Source organism: Acinetobacter sp. WCHAc060042 (assembly GCF_003231195.1).
Lineage (GTDB): Bacteria > Pseudomonadota > Gammaproteobacteria > Pseudomonadales > Moraxellaceae > Acinetobacter.
This window is the reverse complement of the sequence record NZ_QKVN01000005.1, coordinates 14187-39026: the sequence shown is the minus strand read 5'-3', so window position 1 is coordinate 39026 and position 24840 is coordinate 14187. Positions and strand designations below refer to the sequence as shown.

The 24840-nt window shown below is 42.6% G+C and carries 20 protein-coding genes and 1 tRNA gene; 11 read left to right on the top strand and 10 right to left on the bottom strand.

The features are described from left to right. Positions 1–84 precede the first annotated feature (84 nt). The gene (locus DPG01_RS03405) at positions 85–2436 is read left to right on the top strand and encodes a Tex family protein (protein WP_110974189.1); all 2352 of its coding nucleotides are present in this window, start codon (positions 85–87) and stop codon (positions 2434–2436) included. Between the two features lie 56 nt (positions 2437–2492). Here DPG01_RS03405 and DPG01_RS03400 read toward each other — a convergent pair whose 3' ends face one another. The 4 genes from DPG01_RS03400 to DPG01_RS03385 all read right to left on the bottom strand — a co-directional run bounded on the left by DPG01_RS03400 (position 2493) and on the right by DPG01_RS03385 (position 5817). Then, a complete protein-coding gene (locus DPG01_RS03400) occupies positions 2493–2810 on the bottom strand; it encodes a hypothetical protein (protein ID WP_086209063.1) in 318 nt (105 codons plus the stop codon). Between the two features lie 93 nt (positions 2811–2903). Continuing rightward, the gene (locus tag DPG01_RS03395; RefSeq protein WP_110974188.1) at positions 2904–3227 is read right to left on the bottom strand and encodes a hypothetical protein; all 324 of its coding nucleotides are present in this window, start codon (positions 3225–3227) and stop codon (positions 2904–2906) included. Between the two features lie 117 nt (positions 3228–3344). Beyond that, positions 3345–4232 carry an SDR family NAD(P)-dependent oxidoreductase gene (locus DPG01_RS03390; protein ID WP_086209061.1) on the bottom strand — a complete coding sequence of 296 codons (888 nt, stop codon included), beginning with the start codon at positions 4230–4232 and terminating at the stop codon, positions 3345–3347. 307 nt (positions 4233–4539) lie between these two features. After that, positions 4540–5817, bottom strand: coding sequence for an O-acetylhomoserine aminocarboxypropyltransferase/cysteine synthase family protein (locus DPG01_RS03385; RefSeq protein ID WP_110974187.1), 1278 nt, complete (start codon positions 5815–5817; stop codon positions 4540–4542). Between the two features lie 295 nt (positions 5818–6112). Here DPG01_RS03385 and ettA point away from each other — a divergent pair, with 295 nt between their 5' ends. After that, positions 6113–7774: an energy-dependent translational throttle protein EttA gene (gene ettA, locus DPG01_RS03380; RefSeq protein ID WP_086209193.1), complete on the top strand. Its 1662-nt coding sequence runs from the start codon at positions 6113–6115 to the stop codon at positions 7772–7774. Positions 7775–7839: 65 nt separating this feature from the next. Here ettA and DPG01_RS03375 read toward each other — a convergent pair whose 3' ends face one another. The 5 genes from DPG01_RS03375 to DPG01_RS03355 all read right to left on the bottom strand — a co-directional run bounded on the left by DPG01_RS03375 (position 7840) and on the right by DPG01_RS03355 (position 11387). Further along, positions 7840–8643 carry a DUF4198 domain-containing protein gene (locus DPG01_RS03375; protein WP_110974236.1) on the bottom strand — a complete coding sequence of 268 codons (804 nt, stop codon included), beginning with the start codon at positions 8641–8643 and terminating at the stop codon, positions 7840–7842. Positions 8644–8786: 143 nt separating this feature from the next. Next, complete coding sequence (locus DPG01_RS03370; RefSeq protein ID WP_110974186.1) at positions 8787–9128, bottom strand: hypothetical protein; 342 nt, start codon at positions 9126–9128, stop codon at positions 8787–8789. A 153-nt stretch (positions 9129–9281) separates the two neighbouring features. After that, a tRNA-Glu gene (locus tag DPG01_RS03365) sits at positions 9282–9357 on the bottom strand. A gap of 92 nt (positions 9358–9449) precedes the next feature. Next, positions 9450–10958 (bottom strand): glutamate--tRNA ligase, encoded by a 1509-nt coding sequence (gene gltX / locus DPG01_RS03360; RefSeq protein ID WP_110974185.1) that lies wholly within the window; start codon positions 10956–10958, stop codon positions 9450–9452. A 144-nt stretch (positions 10959–11102) separates the two neighbouring features. After that, positions 11103–11387 (bottom strand): hypothetical protein, encoded by a 285-nt coding sequence (locus DPG01_RS03355; RefSeq protein WP_110974184.1) that lies wholly within the window; start codon positions 11385–11387, stop codon positions 11103–11105. A 401-nt stretch (positions 11388–11788) separates the two neighbouring features. On the opposite strand from DPG01_RS03355, the gene DPG01_RS03350 reads away from it, so the two are divergent. The 9 genes from DPG01_RS03350 to DPG01_RS03310 all read left to right on the top strand — a co-directional run bounded on the left by DPG01_RS03350 (position 11789) and on the right by DPG01_RS03310 (position 22256). Next, a complete protein-coding gene (locus tag DPG01_RS03350) occupies positions 11789–12787 on the top strand; it encodes a sulfate ABC transporter substrate-binding protein (protein ID WP_086209056.1) in 999 nt (332 codons plus the stop codon). Between the two features lie 252 nt (positions 12788–13039). Then, on the top strand, positions 13040–14059 hold the full coding sequence (locus DPG01_RS03345) for a sulfate ABC transporter substrate-binding protein (protein ID WP_086209055.1): 1020 nt from the start codon (positions 13040–13042) through the stop codon (positions 14057–14059). A gap of 187 nt (positions 14060–14246) precedes the next feature. Further along, a complete protein-coding gene (rsmH, locus tag DPG01_RS03340; protein WP_110974183.1) occupies positions 14247–15170 on the top strand; it encodes a 16S rRNA (cytosine(1402)-N(4))-methyltransferase RsmH in 924 nt (307 codons plus the stop codon). Further along, positions 15170–15502 (top strand): cell division protein FtsL, encoded by a 333-nt coding sequence (ftsL, locus tag DPG01_RS03335; protein ID WP_086209053.1) that lies wholly within the window; start codon positions 15170–15172, stop codon positions 15500–15502. Before rsmH ends, ftsL begins: the two co-directional genes overlap by 1 nt. Positions 15503–15514: 12 nt before the next feature. Further along, entirely contained in the window at positions 15515–17338 is a 1824-nt protein-coding gene (gene ftsI / locus DPG01_RS03330) for a penicillin-binding protein PBP3 (protein WP_110974182.1), read from the top strand. Between the two features lie 7 nt (positions 17339–17345). Further along, on the top strand, positions 17346–18842 hold the full coding sequence (locus DPG01_RS03325; protein ID WP_110974181.1) for a UDP-N-acetylmuramoyl-L-alanyl-D-glutamate--2,6-diaminopimelate ligase: 1497 nt from the start codon (positions 17346–17348) through the stop codon (positions 18840–18842). Positions 18843–18851: 9 nt separating this feature from the next. Continuing rightward, complete coding sequence (locus tag DPG01_RS03320; protein WP_110974180.1) at positions 18852–20261, top strand: UDP-N-acetylmuramoyl-tripeptide--D-alanyl-D-alanine ligase; 1410 nt, start codon at positions 18852–18854, stop codon at positions 20259–20261. After that, entirely contained in the window at positions 20262–21380 is a 1119-nt protein-coding gene (gene mraY, locus DPG01_RS03315; protein WP_058870423.1) for a phospho-N-acetylmuramoyl-pentapeptide-transferase, read from the top strand. A 69-nt stretch (positions 21381–21449) separates the two neighbouring features. After that, positions 21450–22256 (top strand): putative RNA methyltransferase, encoded by an 807-nt coding sequence (locus DPG01_RS03310; RefSeq protein ID WP_110974179.1) that lies wholly within the window; start codon positions 21450–21452, stop codon positions 22254–22256. 39 nt (positions 22257–22295) lie between these two features. Here DPG01_RS03310 and ponA read toward each other — a convergent pair whose 3' ends face one another. Beyond that, the gene (gene ponA, locus DPG01_RS03305; RefSeq protein ID WP_110974178.1) at positions 22296–24827 is read right to left on the bottom strand and encodes a penicillin-binding protein PBP1a; all 2532 of its coding nucleotides are present in this window, start codon (positions 24825–24827) and stop codon (positions 22296–22298) included. Positions 24828–24840 lie beyond the last annotated feature (13 nt).

The following is a 24840-nucleotide window of genomic DNA, read 5'->3' as shown; positions in this document are numbered from 1 at the left end:
AAATTCATAAAACAGTTGTGGATTTTATAGTCTTGGTCTTTATAATCATGGCTTTTAGTACATATCCTTGTGGGATCACATACGATGACTGACTTAGTTCAGCAGTTGGCAAAAGAAATTGCCGTACGTCCAAATCAAATCGAGGCTGCCATCAAGTTGATTGATGAAGGTGCTAGCGTTCCATTTATTGCGCGTTACCGTAAAGAAGTCACGCAAGGCTTGGACGATGCGCAGTTACGTCAGCTCGATACACGTTTGGCTTATTTGCGTGATTTATTTGAACGTCGCGAAAAGGTAATCGAATCATTAAAAGAACAAGATAAATTGTCTGATGATTTGTTGGCACGTGTAAATGCTGCTGAAACTAAAAATGCCTTAGAAGAAATTTACGCACCGTACCGTCCAAAACGGACCAGTAAATCATTTAAAGCTAAAGAAGCAGGCTTGGGCCCGATTGCAGAAAAAATCTTTGCAGAAGCGGTTGATCCTGCTGAAGCATTGGCAGGCTTTAGCCATGAAGATTATCCAGATCTAGAAAGTCAGTTGGATGCGATTCAACATATTTTAATTGATGACTGGGCGCAGAATATTGCACTGACAACTGAACTTAAAGCAATGTTTGCAAAAACAGCCACTTTAAAAAGTTTAGTGGCAAGTGATGAGAAGAAAGAAGTTGGCAAAAAATTCCGCGATTACTTCGATTTTTCTGAAAATTTAAACAAAGTCCCATCACACCGTTTATTGGCGATGTTACGTGGTCGTCAAGAAAACGTTTTAGGTTTAAAAGTTGATGGCGAAGATGATGCAGCATTGGCGCGTATTGAAACAGAATACAGCCTTGAAACTGCACAGCCACAAGCGCGTCAAGATTACTTAAAGCAAACGGCAAAATTGTTCTGGTTAGGCAAGGTTCGTCCAAGCATCGAACACTCGTTGCTCACCGAAAAACGTCTCGCAGCTGAATCTGAAGCAATGGATGTTTTCGCTGAAAATTTACGTCATTTATTGTTGTCTGCACCAGCGGGTGCACGTACAACCTTAGGTGTAGACCCTGGCATCCGTACAGGGGTGAAATTGGCTGTGGTGAATGCATCAGGTGATGTACTTGCACATAGCACGGTTTATCCATTTGCACCTAAAGAAGATAAAGCGGGTTCAATTGCAGAACTGGCGCGTTTATGTCGCGAGTTCAATGTTGACCTGATTGCCATTGGCAATGGTACAGCAAGCCGTGAAACAGAAAGCGTTGTGGCTGAAATGATGGCTGCAAACAGTGATTTAAAACTGACCCGTGTTTCAGTATCAGAAGCGGGTGCATCAGTTTATTCAGCATCTGAATTGGCATCTGCGGAGCTACCAGAGCTAGATGTGTCGATTCGTGGTGCTGTGTCGATTGCACGTCGTTTACAAGACCCATTGGCTGAGCTAGTAAAAATTGATCCAAAGTCGATTGGTGTAGGTCAGTACCAACATGATGTGAACCAAACTGGTTTGGCAAAAACGCTTGAAGCGGTGGTTGAAGACTGTGTGAACTCGGTGGGGGTGGATGTTAATACTGCATCATCTGCTATTTTGGGTTATATCGCAGGTTTGAATAAGTCGATTGCACAGCAAATTGTCGATTTCCGCAAAGAAAATGGTCGTTTTGACAACCGCCAAGATTTGAAGAAAGTGCCACGTTTAGGCGAGCGTACTTTTGAACAAGCGGCAGGTTTCTTACGTATTCAAGATGGTTCAGAGCCATTGGATGCTTCTGCAGTTCACCCAGAGTCTTATGCATTGGTTGCTAAAATTGTTGAAGCGAAAGCGACAACAGTGAAAGACATCATTGGTAACTCTGAAATTATTCGCCAAGTGAATGCAGAAGAATTTACAGATGAGAAATTTGGTCTACCAACCATTCAAGATGTACTGTCTGAACTGGAAAAACCAGGTCGTGATCCGCGTCCAGAGTTCCGTACCGCAAAATTCCGTGAAGACATTACGGAAGTAGCGCAGCTAGCAGAAGGCATGCAGCTTGAAGGTGTTGTGACCAATGTGACGAACTTCGGTGCTTTTGTGGATGTGGGTGTACACCAAGACGGTTTGGTCCATATTTCAGAATTGGCGAATGAATTTGTTGCAGATCCGCATAAAGTGGCGAAACCAGGTCAAATTGTGCAAGTGCGTGTACTCAGTGTAGATGCGGAGCGTAATCGTGTGAATTTGTCGATGCGCCCTGAAGGTGCTGATGCGCCTAAAGCTCCACGTCAACCACGCCGTGAAAATGCAGAGCGTAGTGAACGTAAACCACAAGGTAAACGTCCACAACAAGCACGTCCGCAAGGCGAGCGCACTCAAACAAACAAGAAGCCACAAGCGACTAAACCTCAAGAAAATAAAATTGGTGGTTTAGGTGCATTGTTGCTTCAAGCGGGGATTAAAGGTTCTAAATAATCTTTAATGTTTAAATAAAAAAACCTCCCAAGTGGGAGGTTTTTTTATGGTTTCTTTTATCCGTTGATGATTGGCACGATCCAACTGGTGATGATTAGCATAATGCCAAAATGCCCTAGCTTTCGACATACTTTGACAAAAGTCGGTGCAGGTTGTTCTAGTCTCGTCGCATAATCTTTCAGGCTCATAGCTTGCGTGCTACGACTATGCCAAAGGAAAACAGCAAGGTCGATACAGATCAGAATTGTGCCGACATTGGCCACGACATCCATCATCACATAATCTTGTAAATACAGGCTGCTGCCTACGCGGTAGCTGAGGTAAATCGCAAAGGCGATACATACGTATTGCAGGACGAAAGAAAAAGTGCGCATAGACTCACAAAACAAAAAATGACGGCTGTTTATAACACAAAATGTGAGATTGCATCGTCATCTTTATTTTTGTCTATAAAAAATAGTGGGTCTCTAGTTTATTACACTTTGAGCAAGTAGCCCTGAAAGCGTCGATATCAGCCCTATTTTTAATAAAATATTGCTATATAAACGAGACGGTGGGGGAGTTTTTGCTGGTGTAGAGTCTGTGTGATTTTTATTGTTTAAATGAGAGCTTGAGCATTGGGCAGCGAGTCGGCTACTGAAAGCAAATTCGATCAAAATCATCATTAGCCCGCCATAAACCATAACTTGCCAAATTGAATGATCAGGAAGGCGAAGTTCTATATATAGATTAAAAGCCATAAGTGAGGCAAAAATGAAACAAAAGAGTTTGAAAATATAAAGTGCCTGCATTTTTATCTCCTTTTCTTCTTATTTTTATATTTTATTTTATTTCTTAACGATCTGTTAAAACTTGCAAAATGTGCAAACCCAGCCTTTCAATGAAAAGCTGGGTCATGATCAGGAAACTTACCAGTGTTCACCTGGGAATAAGCGTGCATACGCTTTTTGTACCCAGTTGAGTTTTTGTGGCTCACCTACCGATGCGCTAGAGCTTGGGAATAAGTTATAGCCAATCGACATGAGTTTGTTGTTGATGTCTGGTGCAATTGAATAAGTGATAGATGCCAAACGACCGAGGTTGGTTGCGACTTTCTTCGGACGCTTCACAATCGCGTACGCGACTAAATCTGCTGCTTGTTCAGGTGAAAGCGTGGGTACGTACTTATAAATTTTTGTTGGTGCAATCATCGGTGTGCGGACTAAAGGCATATACACTGACGTAATCGCAATTTTATGTGAATGTACTTCGGCTGAGAGACAACGGCTGAACGCATCCAAAGCAGCTTTAGATGCTACATACGCTGAGAAACGGGTAGCATTTGCCAATACACCAATTGAGCTAATGTTAATAATATGACCATCACGACGAATCATCATTTGTGGCAAGATGTTCATCACTAAACGCACAGCACCAAAGTAGTTGAGCTGCATGGTGCGTTCAAAATCATGAAAGCGCTCTGTTGACTCATGTACCGCGCGGCGAATTGAGCGTCCTGCGTTGTTAATCAAAATATCAATATGATCTACTGAAGCTAAAATTTGTTTAGAAACTTCATCAATGGAATCTAAATCATTTAAGTCACAAGGGAAAACCGTAGCTGAACCACCTTTGGCTTCGATATCTGCTTTGACTTCTTCTAAGGTTTCTTTGGTGCGTGAAACTAATAGTACATGTGCGCCTGCATCAGCCAGTTTATGTGCAACTGTTAAACCAATACCACTTGAAGCACCTGTAATTAAGACGGTTTTTCCGTTTACACGTTCTTTAAAAAGTCTATCAATTCTTGAATTCACTTTATCTTTCCTGATCTAAATAGAATATTTGAGGGTTATGGCTGTTTTTGTATTCGATTATTTATGCTGGATTTTTGGACCAATGCAGCTGCTTTCCTTAACAATATGATACCTAAACTGCTTCAAAATATCACGGCATAAGTTATTGAATTAATAAATAATTTTAGAGTAAAAACTCTATTTTGCTTATTCTAATAATTAACTTTTATCACGAATCAAAATGAAATTAAAGGGCTATAAATATAAAAGACAGCTGTATAAAAAACCTCAATCATGTGATTGAAGCTTTTATTTTGTAGGATGTATTTCAGACTTGAGCTAAGGCTTGCTCCAAATCCGCAATTAAATCATCAATATGTTCAATCCCTATGGATAGGCGCACCATATCGGTACTCACGCCTGCTGATAGCAGTTCCGCTTCATTCAACTGACGATGTGTGGTCGTTGCAGGGTGGCATGCTAAACTTTTGGCATCCCCAATATTAACTAAGCGTGTAAACAGTTGTAGGGCATCAATAAAACGTGTCCCACCTTCAAGGCCATCTTGTACCCCAAAAGATAAAATTGCGGAAGGCTGCCCTTTGACATATTTTTGTGCCAAGCCATGCTGAGGGTGATTTTTCAATCCAGCATAGTTAACCCATTTTACTTTGGGATGGGCTTGTAAATATTCTGCGACTTTCTGCGCATTGAAGATGTGACGTTCCATACGCAAGTTGAGTGTTTCTAAGCCTTGCAGAATCAGGAACACACTGAGTGGGCTAATCGCAGCGCCAGTATTGCGCAATGGAACGACACGAGCGCGAGCAATATAGGCTGCTTCGCCCAAAGCTTCAACATAGTTCACGCCGTGATAACTTGGGTCGGGTGTATTCAGCACTTTAAAGCGCTCAGGATATTTGCCCCAAGGAAACTTGCCACTATCAACAATCGCACCGCCAATCGAATTGCCATGTCCACCAATATATTTAGTGAGCGAGTGAATCACGATGTCAGCACCATATTCAAACGGTTTAAGCAAAGCAGGGGTTGCAACCGTATTATCGACCACTACAGGTACTCCATATTCGTGGGCGATTTTGGCAATTGCTTCTAGGTCGATAATATTGCCCAGTGGATTGCCAATGGATTCAACAAAAACCAACTTGGTTTTTTCATCAATTAAACCACGTAGGGCTTCTGGATCTTGATAATCAAAGAAGCGTACCTCAATGCCTTGTTTCGGCAGAGTATGGGCAAACAGGTTATAAGTGCCACCGTACAAGGTCGACACTGAAGCAATGTTGTCACCTGCTTCAGCAATGGTTTGAATAGCATAAGTAATGGCAGCCATGCCCGAAGCCAAAGCCAAAGCCCCAATACCTCCCTCGAGTGCAGCTAAACGCTGTTCGAGCACCGCAGTGGTTGGATTCATAATACGGGTATAAATATTGCCTTGGACTTTCAGGTCAAATAGGTCAGCGCCGTGTTGCGTATTATCAAAGGCATACGAGGTCGTTTGGTAAATCGGCACAGCCACAGCTTTAGTGGTGGCCTCAGGGTTATAACCAGCATGGATAGCCAAAGTTTCGTCTTTATAGGTCATGTGACTTCATCTGCGTGAGTTAAATATTACACAGTCTACCATTAATGAATATAAGTGAAATTGCAAAAAAATATGAATGTTTATCTAAAATTTTCATAATGAAGTGTAGGTTTTAACTTGGTAAGCATATAAAAACTGCTGAAAACAAGCGTTTAAAAAACACTCGAACTGAAAGTTGTAACATTGCATTGAAGATCGGTTTAATGCCTTATTTTTTCAGCGCATTCATCGTATAATGCCCCAAAATATTTTTCGCTGTTTTGCGATTTTTTGGTTTTCTATTGAGGAGTCCTGCGTGGCCCAATATATTTATACGATGAACCGAGTGTCTAAGATGGTTCCGCCTAAGCGCGAAATCTTGAAAGACATCTCTTTGTCATTTTTCCCGGGTGCAAAAATTGGTGTGCTTGGTTTAAACGGTGCAGGTAAATCGACCTTGCTTCGTATTATGGCTGGCGTAGACAAAGATTTCTCTGGTGAAGCTCGTGCGCAACCGGGTATCAAAATCGGCTATTTAGAGCAAGAACCACCACTCGATCCAAATAAAGATGTTCGCGGTAACGTTGAAGATGGTTTACGTGAACCATTAGATGCTTTGGCACGCTTGGATGAAGTATTTGCTGAATATGCGGCTGAAGACGCAGACTTTGACAAATTGGCAAAAGAGCAAGAAAAATTAGAAGCGATTATTCACTCATGGGATGCACATAACCTGAGTAACCAAATGGATCAAGCTGCTGCAGCATTGAACCTTCCAGCTTGGGATGCAGACGTAACTTTACTATCAGGTGGTGAGCGTCGTCGTGTTGCATTATGTCGTTTGCTTTTATCTAAGCCAGACATGTTGCTTCTAGACGAACCGACGAACCACTTGGATGCAGAGTCTGTATCTTGGTTAGAGCGTTTCTTGAAAGACTTCGCGGGCACGATTGTGGCGATTACGCACGACCGTTATTTCTTGGATAACGTCGCTGAATGGATTCTTGAGCTTGACCGCGGTATGGGCATTCCATATCAAGGCAACTATTCTGCTTGGTTAGAGCAAAAGAATGCACGTTTAGAGCAAGAACAGAAGCAAGAAGAATCTTTTGCTAAAGCATTGAAAAAAGAACTGGAATGGGTTCGTTCAAATGCTAAAGGTCAACAAAAGAAAAACAAAGCACGTATGGAGCGTTTTGAAGAACTTAACTCACGTGAGTTCCAACAGCGTAATGAAACGTCTGAAATCTATATTCCACCTGGTCCGCGTCTAGGCAATAAAGTGGTTGAAGTAGAAGGCATCAGTAAATCATTTGATGGTCGCGTACTCTACGAAAACTTAAGCTTTACCGTACCACCTACAGCAATTGTGGGTATTGTGGGACCAAACGGTGCAGGTAAAACCACACTATTCCGTATGATGACGGGTGAACAACAGCCTGATACAGGTACGGTGACACTAGGTGAGTCGGTTAAAGTCGCTTATGTGGGTCAGATCCGTGATACTTTGGATAACAACAAAACCGTTTGGGAAGAAGTTTCTGGCGGTTTGGATATCCTAAGAATTGGCGAATACGAAATTGCATCACGTGCTTATATTGGCCGTTTTAACTTTAAAGGCCAAGATCAGCAAAAACGTGTAGGTGAATTGTCAGGTGGTGAGCGTAACCGTTTACAACTGGCGAAAATCCTGCAAATGGGCGCTAATGTCATCTTACTGGATGAGCCATCGAACGATTTGGATATCGAAACTTTACGTGCACTTGAGGATGCAATTCTTGTATTCCCAGGCACGGTAATGGTGGTATCGCATGACCGTTGGTTCCTTGACCGTATTGCAACACATATCTTGTCGTTTGAGAACGAACAGCCTGAGTTTTATGAAGGCAACTATGCCGAGTATGAAGCATACCGCTTGGCTCGTTTAGGTGAAGATGCTGTACAAAAACGTACTAAATACAAGAAAATTGGCGGTTAATACTGTCGTTAGCCAATAAAAAAACCAGCCTTCGGGCTGGTTTTTTTATGTTTGTTAATTGTTTTCTAAGGTGTTTTAGAGGCATTCACTTGTAAGCTGATAATGCTGTAATACTGATTTTTAGGTTTTGCTTTGGCATCGACCTTTTCGCTCACTTCAATCAAGTATTGTCCAGCCTGTTCAAAAGTGAGCGTGGCATTGCCTTGTGCATCAACAGGTGTGCTTTTTGCTTGCTGTTCAAGCTCACCTTGAGCGCGAACCATAAGCTCTGCATGCGCAAGAGCTTTGCCTGCTTGCGTAATTTGCAGTTGTACAGGTTGCTGTACATTGATTTGGTTGGGATGGATTTTAAAGCTGACTTGAATTGGGGCTGGTGTTACAGCGACAGGTGAGGTGCTGTCCTTGCTGACATAGCTTTGAATGCTCCATTCACGAACCGTAGAGACCTTGCTTGGCACTTTACCTTTAAAGTCACTTGGAATGACATAGTCACGCTCACTCAGAGCAGGAACTTTGTCTGCTGCTACATCGGCAAAAATTTTCCACTGATGATTGTGTTGTACGTAATCAATTGGATACGAAGTCTTTGCGAAAATGGTATAGGTACCTTTTTCAGGAAGTTTGAGATCAAACGTTGCTGCTGAGTCTAAATTTTTTACGGGTTGAACGGTACTTTGAGTTTGGTTGGGCTGAAAAACAGTGAAGGATGTATCTTTTAAAGCGTATTCAGGATGAAAAGCTTGTTCCGCATAAGCACTGAGAACAGGAACTTGGGTATTCTCTGTGAGATAGGCTAAGGGTGCGACATAGGGTTCATGGGCTTGAGTCGCAGTGCTTAGAGCAAGCGTACAAAAGAGCATATTTCTCATGGCAATAAAGTTCCGAATATAATCAAAAAGTGGATTGATTATATCGAGAAAAAATACCATTTGATAATTATTATTATTTATAATTTGCCTGAAGAAAAAGGAGAGCTTGGCCTCTCCTTGATCTGCTGATATTAAGAGGGGATTTAAATTTCCCACTCATGGTCGCATTCGCGGCATTTCCATTTTTTTTGGGATTGCATAAAGCCTTGCATCGAAATTTTAAAATCTGGAAGATCTCGGTAAAACAAGAAACCCGCAACTACACATACGATAAACACGACAACCGTTGCAATTTGAAGTGTTGAGCCTGCACCATCCCCAAAGATCCACATTGCAATGCTAATTAACACCAGAAGTAATAACACAAAGATAGCAGGGATTAGAAAAACTAAACTTTTAGGTACAACTGGACGTGCTACTGGAGCGCCTGCTTGAGCAACAGGCATAATTTTTGGACTTTGGCATTGAGGACAGCGGTATTGCATGACGACTCCGAAATTCTAATCTATGTTGTATTCTAATCGGATTAGTGCAGAAAGCCAAAAAAAGCGTTGGAATGGATGGCTAAGAAATTTCAGGCAATAAAAAACCCAAGTCATTATGCTTGGGTTTTTTATCAGATGTTGCCATCTTAAATATGGCGTCCCTACGGGGATTCGAACCCCGGTTACCGCCGTGAAAGGGCGATGTCCTAGGCCTCTAGACGATAGGGACTTATTGAGGCATCACGTTGAGTGGTTAACACCGTCTCTCTGTGTGAGCGCTATATTAGGGATATAACGTTCATGCGTCAACTAAAAAATCAATTAAGCGTTATCAACTGCATCATTTTTCGGCAATTTTAAGCTTTCATTTAGTTTTTCCCATACTTTTGCTTCTTTTTTGCTTGGACCGCCTACAATTTCAAGTGCATGACGTAAGCGCGCGAAGGTTAAGTCAGGGCCGATGGTAACCATGGTTTGCATCACAGGGGTTGAAGCAGTTGAACCTGCAATCGCAATAAAGAACGCTGGCATAAAGTCACGCAGCTTAATCTCCATCTGGGTGGCTAAGTCCATCAATGTTTGGCTTACTGTATCATTGTTCCACGTAAACATGCTTTCTAAGCGCCAAATCGCAAATTGAAGGCTCTGACGAACTTGCTCTTCGGTCAACTTTTTGCTTTCAAACTGTTCTTTGCTCAGTGCGGGGAACTGATTAAAGTAGTGCGCAGACCAGTTTACGGCTTCTGAAAGTAAGTTGATCCGCGGTTGAATCGCTGCTGCGATGTCTTCGAGCATCTTGCGGTCAGATTTCCATGCCAGTAGTGTATCTAATAGTTCAGCTGGGCTTAAGCCTTTGATCCATTGACCATTGAGCCAATTGAGTTTTTCTACATCAAAAATTGGGCCACCTAAAGAAACACGGTGAATATCAAAATGCTCAATCATCTCAGCCAGATTGAACTTTTCACGTTCATCTGGCATTGACCAGCCCATACGACCTAAATAGTTCAATAGGGCTTCTGGCAAGACACCAATGTTTTTATAGTACGTGATTGATGTTGGATTTTTACGTTTTGACAATTTTGACTTGTCTGGGTTACGTAGCAAAGGCATATGACCCAGTACAGGCATTTCCCAGCCAAAATATTGGTAAAGGAGCTGGTGTTTCGGTGCAGAAGGCAACCATTCTTCACCGCGGAACACGTGAGTAATTTGCATGAGATGGTCATCGACCACATTGGCAAGGTGATAGGTTGGCAAGCCATCTGTTTTCAATAAAACTTGCATGTCCACTTGTGCCCAAGGAATTTCTACTTCACCACGTAGCAAGTCATTGACTGTACAAATCCCTTCTTCAGGTACTTTCATTCGAATCACATGTGGCTCACCTGCAGCAAGTCTGCTTTGAACTTCTTCGGCAGATAGTTTTAAACCACGACCATCATACTTTGGTGTTTCACCACGGGCTTGCTGTTCAGCACGCATTTGATCAAGTTCTTCGCTTGTTGCAAAGCAGTAAAATGCATGACCTTTCTCAACTAAATCAATCGCATACTGTTTATAGATATGCATTCGCTCAGACTGGCGATATGGTGCATGTGGACCACCGATGTCTGGACCTTCTGACCAATTTAGGCCTAACCAACGAAGAGAGTCTAAAATCATTTTTTCAGATTCAGGTGTTGAACGCAGTTGGTCGGTATCTTCGATACGTAGAATAAATTCACCACCGTGTTGCTTGGCATAGCATAAGTTAAATAATGCGATATACGCTGTGCCCACATGTGGGAAGCCTGTTGGAGAGGGAGCAATACGAGTACGAACAGTCATGGCCAATAATGATTCAGAATGTAAATTGAGGTCTATTATAACGAAAAAGCCCGACCACTTAATGCTTAATTCAACATTCCGTGATCAGACTTTTAATCGGCAAGATCATCGCTTGAGAGAGGCGCTGATGTGATGCTTTTTTATTTAGAGGAAGAGCGATTGCACAAAACGACTGAAGCGTTGGTTTTGTGTAGCAAAGAAATTTTGTGTCGGTGCAACTTTAATTGAGGTCATGATTTTTAAATCAGTATCCGTCAATGTGTTTTTTTCACCACTTTTTTGTTGGCTGAGCGCTTTCTCAATCAACGATGTTTTTTCAGCAGGCATTGCAATTTTATCGTTGTTTTGAATTGCGGCACTGTGTCCTATTTGGCTCATACATGCCAGGCCGATACTTAAAGTAACGCTGTGTAAAAATGTTGCTTTCATGTCCTTATTCCCCCTCTCAACATGGTATTAGAACAGATTTTTATTAAAAGTCTTTTTCAATCTAGTTTCAATTTAACCAGTTTTACCAATAAAAAAGTGTAACTGTGTCACAAAATTTACAAAAATATAAAGAAAGTTTGGTTAAATTGACATTTCTAAATAGAAAATACAAATCGTTTGGCTTTTTGTACCAAACAAGTGTGGAGATAACATGAAGATTTCAAAATTTTAAGTGCGTAAATCAGTGTTTGTCCGCGATGATTATGAGAAAAAGTATAGAGCTTAGTCATTCAAAAGATATCTTTTTATTCGATTTTGAAGTCATAATTAATTATAACTAGATGATTGTGCTGATTTTTTGTTGTTTATATAGTGGGAAAATTCACTAAGAGTATAAAGCAATGAAAAAAATATTAGCGACATCTGTTTTTGTGTTACTGGGGGGCTGGGCTGCAACGACGTATGCAGCAAAAGATTTCTTAAATGTGTCTTATGATCCGACTCGTGAGTTTTATCAAGAATATAACCAAGCTTTTGGGCAATATTGGAAAACCCGAACAGGTCAGGAGGTAAACTTTAAGCAGTCGCATGGTGGTTCTGGCAAGCAAGCACGGGCGGTTGCAACCGGGCTACAAGCTGATGTAGTGACTTTAGCATTGGCCAATGATATTGATGAAATCGTCAATACGGGACAAATTGATAAAAACTGGCAAAAAGAATTTCCAAATAACTCTGCTCCTTATACTTCAACCATTGTGTTTTTGGTACGTAAAGGTAATCCAAAGCACATTAAAGATTGGAATGATTTAACCAAGCCAGATGTTGAAATTATTACCCCTAATCCCAAAACAGGAGGGGCTCCACGCTGGATTTATTTATCAGCTTGGGGTTATGCATTGAAACAGCCTGGTGGAAATGATGCCAAAGCCAAAGAGTTGGTCAAAAAACTGTATCAAAATGTCAAAGTACTGGATTCAGGCGCACGCGGTTCATTAACCACATTCGCTGAGCGGGGGATTGGCGATGTGCTTTTGTCTTGGGAAAATGAGGCTTTACTGGCAACGCAAGGTTTGGGTAAAGACAAATACGATATTGTTTATCCGTCTATTTCGATTCTTGCTGAGCCATCAGTTGCGATTGTGGACAAAACCGTCGACAAAAATGGCAATCGGAATTTGGCTAAAGGCTATTTAAATTATTTGTATTCGCCTAAAGGGCAAGAGTTGGCTGCAAAGCATTTCTTCCGCCCGCGGAATAAACAGGTCGCGAATAAATATATTGCACAATTTCCAAAACAAAAAACATTTAATATTAATGATGTCTTTGGTGGATGGGCTAAAGCGCAAAAGACTCATTTTGTGAATGGTGCGATTTTTGATCAAATTTATACTGAAAAATAAGTAGCTTAGCTTAATAAATGAATGTTTGATCAGTGAAAGTGAATAGTTATATATTCACTTTCTGCATATTTAAAGCATAAAAATCTATTTAATTGGAAGAAATAAAGAGCGGATTATTATTTTTAATAAAAACAGTGGATTAATCCTGTTTAAATTAAAGGTCGCAACAATTTAATCATGAAACACGAATTGTGGTTTGTGATTTTGTTTCATATATTTAGCATAATTTTAGATATTTAATTTAATGCTGCTATGAAAACCCATTTAAAATTTATTCTGACTGCTGCTTTATTTGCATCAGGCCTGACATTGAGTGTTACTTCAGCACAAGCTGCGGATCGTACTATGCTCAATGTATCTTATGATGCAACACGTGAGTTTTATGATGAATTTAATCAGTCTTTTGCTGCTTACTGGCAAAGTCGTACAGGACAAACGGTCGAGTTTAAACAGTCACATGGTGGTTCAGGTAAGCAAGCACGTTCGGTGGTGGATGGTTTAAAAGGCGATGTAGTGACTTTGGCTTTGGCCAATGATATTGATGAAATCGTGAAGTCTGGTCAAATTCAACCAGGCTGGCAAAAAGAGTTTCCAAATAACTCGGCACCTTATACATCGACCATTGTATTTATGGTGCGTAAAGGTAACCCGAAAAAAATTAAAGACTGGTCGGATTTAACCAAGCCTGGTGTACAAATTATTACGCCAAATCCAAAAACAGGCGGATTGCCACGGTGGGTGTATTTGTCCGCTTGGGGTTATGCATTGAAACAACCTGGTGGTAATGACACCAAAGCGAAAGAGTTTGTCAGTAAAATGTACCGTAATGTAAAAGTCATGGATTCTGCAGCACGTGCTTCAATGACGACATTTGCGGAACGTCGCATAGGTGATGTGTTATTGACGTGGGAAAATGAAGCCTTAGTGACACAAAAAACATTAGGTAAAGACCAATTCGAGATTATTTATCCTTCGATCTCGATTTTAACTGAGCCTTCTGTCGCAATCGTAGATAAGACCGTTGAGAAAAATGGCAATAAGTGGTTAGCCAAAGGTTATATTAACTATTTATATTCACCGATCGGTCAGGAAATGGCTGCGAAATATTTTTACCGTCCGCGTAATGCTGCGATTTTAGAAAAATATAAAGCGCAATTCCCACCCTTACAAACTTTCACCATTGATGAGGTTTTTGGGGGCTGGGCGAAAGCGCAACAGACTCACTTTGTGAATGGGGCAATTTACGATCAGATCTCAAATAACCGTAAATGAGTTAGGCTCGCTTTGCCGATGATGTTTAAAAAGTCTCCTACGGGAGGTTTTTTTTATGACGGTGGCTGTTTTAAAACGGTTTTGTCTATGAAAAGTAATATTTCCGTACAAAAAGTCGTTTGGAGCTTTGTTAAAACAAGGTAATAATGTGCAGTTACATTTTTCCTTCCGATCGTATTGAGTCTTTATGTCGCATATTTCTGTATTACTTCACGAAACTGTTGATGCTTTGGTAGCAGATCGCAATACAGGAATTTTCATTGATGGTACGTTTGGTCGTGGCGGACATACCCGTTTATTGTTATCTAAACTGGATGAAAATGCCCGTGTCTATGGCTTTGATAAAGACCCACAAGCACTGGAAACAGCGGCTATTTTAGAACAAGAAGATCCACGTTTTAAAATTATTCATGCCAGCTTTGCTGACCTGAAATATGAGCTGGAAGCCCGTGGGATTGGCTTGGTTGATGGAGTCATGGCAGATTTGGGTGTGTCTTCACCGCAGCTCGATCAGGCGGAGCGTGGCTTTAGTTTTATGAAAGATGGTCCGCTTGATATGCGTATGGACAACTCGCAAGGTCCAACGGCAGCGCAGTGGTTAGTGAATATTGAAGAAGAAGCCTTAGCCAATGTTATTTTCCAATATGGCGAAGAGCGTTATAGCCGACGTATTGCGAAAGCTATCAAGGCTGCAGGGCTGATTGAAACCACAGCTCAACTGGCCGAGATTGTGAAAGTGGCGCACCCGAAATGGGAAAAAAATAAACATGCTGCAACCCGAACTTTTCAGGCCATTCGTATTGCCATTAATAAAGAATTAGAAGATATTGAAGTTTTTCTACCGCAGGCGGTAGATGTTTTAAAGCCGAATGGTCGTTTGGCGGTCATTAGCTTCCATTCACTAGAAGATCGCTTAATTAAACAATTTATTCAAAAAGAGTCGACACTTGAAGAAGATTTGGGCTGGGGCATGCCACAACAACGCGCAGATACGCGTCGTTTAAAGAAAGTATCACGTGTGAAAGCAAGTGATGCCGAAGTGAAAGCCAACCCACGTTCACGTAGTGCATGGCTTAGAGTTGCAGAACGCTTAGTAGCAAAAGGCGAATAATGAAAACTGAAGTCGTTGAAAAAACTCCAACAAAGTTAAAGTTTAAGAAGTTCATTGCTTATGCCATTTTATTGGTGCTGGTGTTTATCAGTGCCATGATGGTGGTCTTACAAGTTTTTGAATATCGACATGACTATCGTGAAATGAGCTCTTTTATGCGAGAGCGCGATGACCTGAATGCAGAATGGGGGCGTTTGTTGATTGAACAGCAAACCTTTGGTGCAACTGCACAAATTGGAACGCGCGCAGTGACACAACTTCGAATGTATTCACCTCCTGCGGCACAAACCGTAGTAATTTCTTTACCCACGACTTCAGAAAATAAAAAATAAGGCCGCTGCAACATGGTAGAAAAGCGTAAACCCACCCGTAAAAAACAGCAAGCCGTGACTGAAAAATCAGCGTTACAGGTTGAGATGTGGCGTTTTTATCTGATGTGGGCAGTGGTTTTAGCCTGCTTCTTTGCTTTGGTCGGACGTGCTTTTTATGTTCAGGTGATTAATACTGAATTTTTACAAAACAAAGCCAATGCCAATATTTTAAGAACTGAAAAAATTAAGGCCATGCGTGGCGTAATTTATGACCGTCATGGTGTACCTTTAGCGATCAGTACACCAATTATGAAAGTGGTGATTGATCCTCGTGATTATTTTGATAATAAAAAGTTATTTGATGAGATCACCGCTGAATTAGCCAAAGACCCGCACAATCGTAAATTGAAACGACAATTGCCTGATAAAAATTTAAATTTAGATGAGTTGGCTGATGCTGTTGGCATGGATCGGGCCGAATTAAAGCAAAAGTTGAACGAGCGCCCTCGTTCACGGTATTTGGTTTTGCAAAAAGAAGTCCCGCCACAGCAGGCCGAGCTGATTATGAAGCGTGAGTTCCAAGGGGTGTATACCGAAAAGAACTACAAGCGCTATTATCCTCAGCCCCAGCCGAATGCACAGATTATTGGTTTGACCAACAGTGAAGGTTCAGGCATTGAAGGTCTGGAAATGCAGCTCAATCAACGTCTTTCAGGTATTGATGGTGAACAGCAAGTCGTTCGTGACAAAAAGGGCAATCGCTTTAAAGATCCAGAAGTAATCAAAGAAGTTGAGCCAGGGGAAAATATTACCCTCAGTATAGATTCGCGTTTGCAGTACATCATGTACCGTGAGTTGACTGCTGCGGGTGTAGCGAACAATGCCCGTTCTGCAACAGCCATCGCGGTGGATGTAAAAACGGGTGAAATTTTAGCGATGACGTCATGGCCATCGTATAACCCGAATGATAAAAATAGTTTATCGAATAAAGATGCCATGCGTAACCGTGGAGCGGTTGACTCTTTTGAACCAGGTTCAACCATGAAACCTTTAACCATTTCTATGGCTTTGGAAAGTGGAAAATATCAACCTAATACCGTGGTGAATACTACTCCAGGTTCGATGCGGGTCGGCAACCATACCATTCGTGATACGCATAACTATGGCCCATTGACTTTGGGTGGCATTATTCAAAAGTCCTCGAACGTCGGTGTGGCAAAAATTGCGCTTTCACTCCCTTATTCAACTTTGCCAACGTTTTATAAGCGTTTGGGCTTTGGTCAACGTTCGGCAGTGAAATTTCCGGGTGAAAGTGGTGGTCTAATCTTACCACCAAGTAAATGGAATGTTTCCGAAGTTGCAACAATGGCTTATGGCTATGGCTTGAATGCCACTGTGCTGCAAATGGTAGATGCTTATGCCATGTTGGCAAACAAAGGGGTAAAAATGCCTTTGAGTTTGTATAAGTTGGATGCACCACCTCAAGGTGAGCAAATGATTGATCCAAAAATTGCGGATCAAGTCTTGCTGATGATGGAAACTGCAACCTTGCCAGGTGGTACAGCGACTCGTGCGACCATTCCGGGCTACCGTGTAGGTGGTAAAACAGGTACAGCACATAAATTACGTGCTGACCGTAAAGGTTACTCAACCAACGAATATCGTGCGCTTTTTGCTGGCGTTGCACCTGTGAGTGATCCACGTTTGGCGATGGTGGTCGTGGTTGAAAACCCACAAGGCACTTACTATGGTGGTACTGTATCGGCACCTGTGTTTGCCCGTGTTATGCAAGAATCCTTGCGTTTAATGAACGTTCCTTTGGATAAACCCTTAGATTCTCCCGAAATCAAGAGATAGGTGATGAATGTCTATTACATTTCAACAACTCTACACCGTTAACTCAACTGCTGAATGGATGACACAGCCATTTCAGGGTTTTGTTCTTGATAGTCGTAAAGTACAGGCAGGACAAATCTTTATTGCTCTGACCTCGTTCTCACAACCTGAAAAGACAGCTCAATTTGCACAAACGGCCTTAGACAAAGGTGCCTTGGCGGTGGTGAGTGAAATTGAACTCGGGCTTGAAAACAGCATTGTAGTGCCGAATGTGCGTCACCTCATGGGAGAGTGGCAGAAACGATATTTGTTGACGTGTCATTCTTTTACGCCTGCGCGGATTTTAGCGGTCACGGGAACCAATGGTAAAACCACGATTTCTCGTTTGGTTGCAGAACTGTTGATGCTCCAAGGCAAATCATGTGCGGTGATGGGAACCACAGGCAATGGTATTTTGCCGAATCTAGAAGCCTCTTCACATACCACATTAGATGCTGTGCATTTACAAAATGCGCTATATAGCTATGCGACTCAAGATGCGGAATTTGCTTCTATTGAGGCTTCTTCACATGGTTTAGAGCAAGGCCGTTTAGCGGGTTGTGAAATTGAAATTGCAGCCTATAGCAATTTAAGTCGTGACCATTTGGACTATCACGGCACACTTGAGGCTTATGCCGAAGCCAAATCTCGCTTGTTTCAATTTCCATCATTGAAGGTCGCTGTGATCAATCTGGATGATGAGCACGCTGGGGTCATGATGCAAGCCGCACAAAATAATCCAGCTCAACCAAAAATATTGACTTACTCAACTACCCAGCCTGCCGATTATCAGGTGAAGAATATTCAATATAGCCTGACGGGTGCGAACTTTAGCCTGTGTACGGCACAGGCCGAATATCAGGTACAGAATCCATTATTAGGTCATTTTAATATTGAAAATTTGGTCGCAAGTTTAATTGTGGTGGAACAAGCAGGGTTCGATCTGCCCACTGTTGTTGAAACAACAGCACAGCTCAAAGGTGCACCAGGCCGTATGCAAGTAATTCGAGATGATGCGCGTTTGTTTGTGGTTGATTATGCACATACGCCTGATGCTCTGGTGCAAGTTTTAAGCACGTTGAAGCGTCATGTAGAACACCAGCTTTGGGCAGTATTTGGCTGTGGTGGAGACCGTGATCGCGGTAAACGCCCACTCATGACCCAAGCTGCATTAAATGGGGCAGATGTGGTGATGTTAACTTCAGATAATCCACGTACCGAAGATCCTGAGCAAATTTTTTCAGATATGAAAGCAGGCATTGATTTTGCAGATCGCGTGGTGCATGAAATCCGTGATCGTCGTGAGGCAATTAAATTTGCCGTTCAGCATGCCAAAGCGGGTGATATTGTGGTTATTGCAGGCAAGGGTCATGAAAATTATCAAGAAATAGAGGGTGTTCGGCATTGGTTTGATGATGTCGTTGAAGTCCAGTCAGCCATTGATACCCAAACCCACACTACAGATTCTGCTTACCCTGCACACTAAGGAAGTCGTATGCATACCTCTACAACAAGCACAGTGCCTTTAATGCCATGGACAGCAGCACAATTGGTCGAAGCAACCCAAGGTTATTGGTTGAACGACAAAGCACCCAATACGGAGATTAAGCGTATTTTGACGGATTCACGTCATGCAGAAGTGGGTGATGCATTTTTGGCACTCAAAGGTGAGCGTTTTGATGCGCATACTTTTATTGCACAAGTTACTAAACAAGGTTGCCAAGTTGCCATTGTGAGCCAGCCTATTGATGCAGAGATTTGCCAGTTGGTGGTATCTGATACGCGTTTGGCACTGGGGCAGCTAGGAGCTTACCGCCGTGCACAGTATCCACAGTTAAAAGTGATTGCGCTGACGGGCAGTAGTGGTAAGACCACCACCAAAGAAATGCTAGGCAGTATTTTGTCACGTATAGCACCCACCTTGGTGACACGAGGCAATCTGAATAATGACTTGGGTGTACCAGTCATGTTGCTTGAGCTTCGCCCTGAACATCAATATGCGGTGATGGAGCTAGGGGCAAGTCATCAAGGTGAAATTGATTATACTTCGAACTTGGTCCAACCTTTGGTTGCAGGCATTATCAATATTGGTACAGCACACTTGGGTGAATTCGGTGGACGCGATGGTATCTGCCGTGCCAAGTCTGAGATTTATGCGCATATTACTGCAAATGGTACAGCGATTGTTCCTGCGGCCGATGACTTTGCCGATAGCATTCGCCAGGCTGTACAAACTGAACAGGTGCTCAGTTTTGGTCAAGGTGGTGACATTTTTGCCACTGAGATTGAATTACATGCACAATCGGCAACCTTTAGCCTAAACACACCTCAAGGGGTGCGTCAGGTGGATTTGCCGTTTGCTGGGGAACATAATGTTCAAAATGCAACTGCTGCGGCCGCTTTTGCCTTGGCAATTGGTATTGCTTTAGATGATATTGTACTGGGTTTAGAGCAAGCGGTCGGGGCGAAGGGGCGTTTAAACTTTATTCAACAGGGTGCGCATCTGTTTATTGATGATACCTATAATGCCAATCCAACCTCTATGCGTGCTGCTGCCGAAGTACTTGCACAGCAAGATGGTATTCGTGTGATGGTGACGGGTGATATCGGTGAGCTAGGCAGTGCTGCGGCACAGCAACACTATATGTTGGGACGTGATTTGGTTTCGGTGAAAGGGCTGAATTTCGTCGTTGCTGTAGGTGAGTTTGCACCTGCTGCACAAGAAGGTGCACGCAGCACTCAATATGGTAAAAAAATGCAGGCTTTTTTAACTCAAGAGCAGGCATTGCCTTTTTTACATAGTTTAATTGAAACACATCAACCCCAGTCAATGAGTTTCCTCTTTAAAGGTTCTCGTTATACCCATATGGAAACGTTGATGGCTGATTTGATGGAGAAACTCTAAATGTTGTTATGGTTATTTGAACAACTGGCGGGCTACCATAGCTCGTTTCAGGTGGTTCGTTATTTGACATTGCGTTCTTTGCTCAGTGTTTTAACCGCACTGACCATTGGTCTAGTGCTCGGTCCTGTGATGATTCGCAAGTTGCAAGCACTCAAATATGGTCAAGCCGTGAGTTCATATGCTCCTGAAAATCATGCCAAAAAAATGGGCACACCAACTATGGGTGGTGTGTTGATTTTAATGTCGATTGGTATTTCAACACTGTTATGGGCAGATTTATCCAATCCGTATGTGTGGATCGTCTTGGCAGTGATGGTGATTTTTGGTGCCGTGGGTTGGGCCGATGACTGGATCAAGATTCGCTATAAAGACAATGCGGGTTTACCTGCACGTAAAAAATTCTTTTGGACATCAGTTGCGTCATTAGGGGCAGGTATTGCACTGTATGTGATTGCACAGCAACAGACCAATCCTGTGCATACTGCAAATATGCTGGATTTGCTGATCCCGTTTTTTAAAGATTTAAGTATTCCTTTGTCGGTGATTCCACTGGGGATTGGTTTCATCATTTTCACCTATTTGGTGATTAATGGTGCTTCTAATGCTGTAAACCTCACTGATGGTTTGGACGGTTTAGCAATTATGCCCGTGGTGTTGGTTGCTGCGGGTCTGGGGGTATTTGCTTATTTGGCTGGCGATGTGCGGTTTGCCAATTATTTACATATTCCTTATGTGCGCTTTGCTTCAGAGTTGGTAGTGATTTGTGCTGCGATGATTGGTGCAGGTTTAGCTTTCCTTTGGTTTAATGCACATCCTGCACAGGTCTTCATGGGTGATGTGGGGGCATTATCATTGGGTGCAATGCTCGGTACAATCGCTGTAATGGTTCGTCAGGAAATTGTCTTTGCCATTATGGCTGGTGTGTTCTTGGTGGAAGCCATTTCAGTCTTCTTACAAATTGGTTCACTCAGAATGCGCAATAAGCGGGTATTTCTGATGGCACCTTTACACCATCATTATGAGAAAAAAGGCTGGCGTGAAACTCAAGTGGTGATTCGCTTCTGGATTATCACAATTATGCTGGTAGTTTTAGGGCTAATGACCTTAAAATTGCGCTAAGCAAAAGGATGAAAACAGTCGGCATTTGCCGGCTTTTTTTATGCCTGAGGTAATGTCTTGGAGAAAATAATGAATCTGCTCATGTGTCCTGTGTGTCGTGAGGCTTTAACTTTAAACGAAAGAACATGGCGCTGTGCGAATTCACATAGTTATGATGTGGCAAAACAAGGCTACGTCAATCTGCATGTCGTACAACACAAGCACAGTAAGAACCCGGGGGATACACCAGCGTCTGTACAAGCACGCCGTGCATTTTTAAGTGCAGGGTATTATGCGCCTTTACAGCAAGCCGTGGTGAACAAAGTACGCGAGCTTCGGATTGAAAACTTACTGGATATTGGTTGTGGTGAAGGTTATTACACAGACGCGATGCAGGCAGAAGTGCTGCAATGTGTTGGTGTCGATATTGCAAAAAATGCAGTGCAAGTGGCTGCGAAAATCAATAAAAATATCACGTGGGTGGTGGGTACTGGGGCGACCTTACCTGTACTGGATCAGTCAATTGATTTATGCAGCAGTTTATTTAGTCCGATTCCAAAACAGGAAATTTTAAGGGTGCTCAAGCCGCAAGGATATCTATTGGTGGTGACGCCTGCGCCTCAGCATTTATATGCAATGCGTGAGGCCTTGTTTGAAGAGGTCAAGCCGCATGAACCAAGCAAATTTGTAGAACAGTTGAGTGATGTGTTTGACTTGGTGAGTGATGATGTGGTTGATGCTGAATTTAAGCTTAATCAGCAGGACTTAAAAAACCTGATTGCGATGACGCCTTATGCCTATAAGGCAAAATCAGAGCGCCGTGAAGCTTTGGAGGCGCAAACAGCTTTTGAGTTACACGCCCAGTATCAAATTTTACTGTTTCAGAAAAAAGCATGAGTATAAAAAAGCCCGCAATCTAATCTGCGGGCATTTTTATTATTGGACTTGATCAATCAAATGATCGAGTGCATCGGCTTTCGGTTTGGGTTGTTCTTTGGGTGGCGTTTGCATGGTTGGCGGAGCACTGTTCTGTGGAACCAGTGTTTCCTCTTCACCCGGTAAATCATCAAAGTCTCGTTCAGGAGAACGCGGCACCACCACTGGTGCAGGTCGATACAAGGGCTGTGCTAAAGGCGGGGTCGGGCCTAAATTACTTTGAACAGCTCCTTTTTGATGGCGCTGAACTGGTGCTTTGGCTTTGGCGTCCAGTTGAACCCAAGAAGAAGGTGTACCTTGTAAGGCTTTAGCCATAAAATCTGTCCAAATTGGCAAGGCAGCTACACCACCGTATTCACGGCGTCCTAAAGTCGTCGGTTGATCGAAACCGACCCATGCCACAGTTACCAATTTACTATTAAAGCCTGCAAACCAAGCATCTTTCGCATCATTGGTGGTTCCTGTTTTCCCCCCTAGGTCATCCCGCCCAATGCGTAGAGCAGCACGACCTGTACCATGTTGAATCACGTCTTTTAAAATATTGGCCATATCATAAGCAGAGCTGGATTTTAAAATACGTTGTGCTTGGCGATAGTCACTATTGATCTCCACTGGATTCGCTGATTTTTCAGCAGAGTTTAGATCTTGGTTGGTGACTTCAATCACTTCATCATCAGGTGTGATGGTCTCAGCAGATTGAGGGTTTGATTCTTGTTGAGAAATACAACTGATACATGCATATTCAGGGTTGTTCTGATAAATGATTTTGCCATAAGCATCTTCAATACGATTGATGAAGTGTGGTTGAATGCGATAACCACCATTGGCAAAGGTTGAGTAACCTGTAGCCATTTGAATCGGTAAAACCTGAGGTGTTCCGAGTGCAATGGTGTAGTTACGCGGAATCTGTTCATCGGTTAAGCCGAAGTCCATAAACAATTGACGTGTACGTTCAATGCCCACGGTTTGTAGGAGTCGAACAGACACGGTATTCCGTGATAAATACAGCGCACGACGTAGGGGAATCATCCCCAAATAACGACCATCGGCATTACGCGGGGACCATTTCCCAATCGTGATCGGACTGTCATTGACCATGCTATAGGGTGTCATACCGCGCTCCAAGGCGAGAGCATAGACAAAGGGTTTAATAATCGAACCGGGTTGGCGCCAACCTTGTGTGGTTCGGTTAAATTTAGATTGATAAAAGTTATAACCACCAACCAGTGCTTCTACAGCCCCATTGTTTGGGTTCAGTGCAATCAGCTGGCCCTGAACTTTAGGTAGTTGCACCAAAGCCCATGAGGTTTTGTTGTCATTGGGGCGCAGGCGTACAATGTCTTTCACTTGAACAATTTGGGATGCTCTTGATGGCGCACCACCTACCGCATTGGCATTGCGATAAGGGCGTGTCCAAGACATACCAGACCATGGCACGGTTACTGTTGAGCCATCTTGCATTAAGGCATCAAAACTATTTTGATTGACACGGGTGACTTCGGCAGGGAAGGTGTTGGCAAACGCACTAAAGTTACTTAAGGGTTTGTCATGAGCTTCTGCACCACGCCAGCCATGACGACGGTCATAGGCTTCTAAACCATCTTGCACCGCTTGTTCCGCATAGGCTTGGCGTTCACTGTTGATGGTGGTGTAAACCTTATAACCAGAGTCAATGGCATGCTCGCCAAACTTTTCAATCAGTTCGCTACGGACCATTTCACCGATGTAGGGAAATCGGTTACTTACCCCGCGATCAGGCATATCGAGGTTAATCGGTTCTGCAATGCCTTTTTCATATTGGCTTTGATTGATGTAGCCGAGTTGGAGCATGCGACCCAAAATCCAGTTACGACGTTCTAAAGCGCGTTCTGGGTTGACCACTGGATTGTATTTCGAGGGTGCTTTAGGCAGACCTGCAATCATCGCCATTTGTGCGATGCTAAGCTCATCTAAGTTTTTGTTGTAGTAAATTTTAGCTGCAGCAGCGATACCGTAGGCATTTTTACCCAAGAAAATTTTGTTGACATAGAGGGTTAAGATTTCCTCTTTCGTCAAATTCTGTTCAATTTTTCGTGCCAGAAAAACCTCAGTCAATTTACGTTTTAATGTGCGCTCGGGACTGAGATAATAGTTTTTCGCTACTTGCATGGTGATGGTCGAACCACCCGTTTGTACATTTGAGCCTGTAATGCTCTCACTCACAGCACGGCCTAAACCTTTAAAGCTAATGCCACTATGTTCAAAAAAGGAAGAATCTTCCGCCGCTAAAAAGGCATGAATAAAACTTTGTGGGATCTGATCGTAATCAACGGGTACAGATAGCTTGCCACCATATTCCGAAATGAGTTGGTTATCCGCACTATAAACCTGTAAAGGTTTTAGTAATGGTGCCTTTTTTAGAGTTGTCATTTGCGGCAAAGATGGGGCAATATAGAGATATATGCCATAAAAACCCATTGGAATTGAGACCAACATTATAATAATGATCAAAAAAAATGGATGAACACGGCCCGAACAAGATAGCTTTTTCATAACAAGTAAGTTT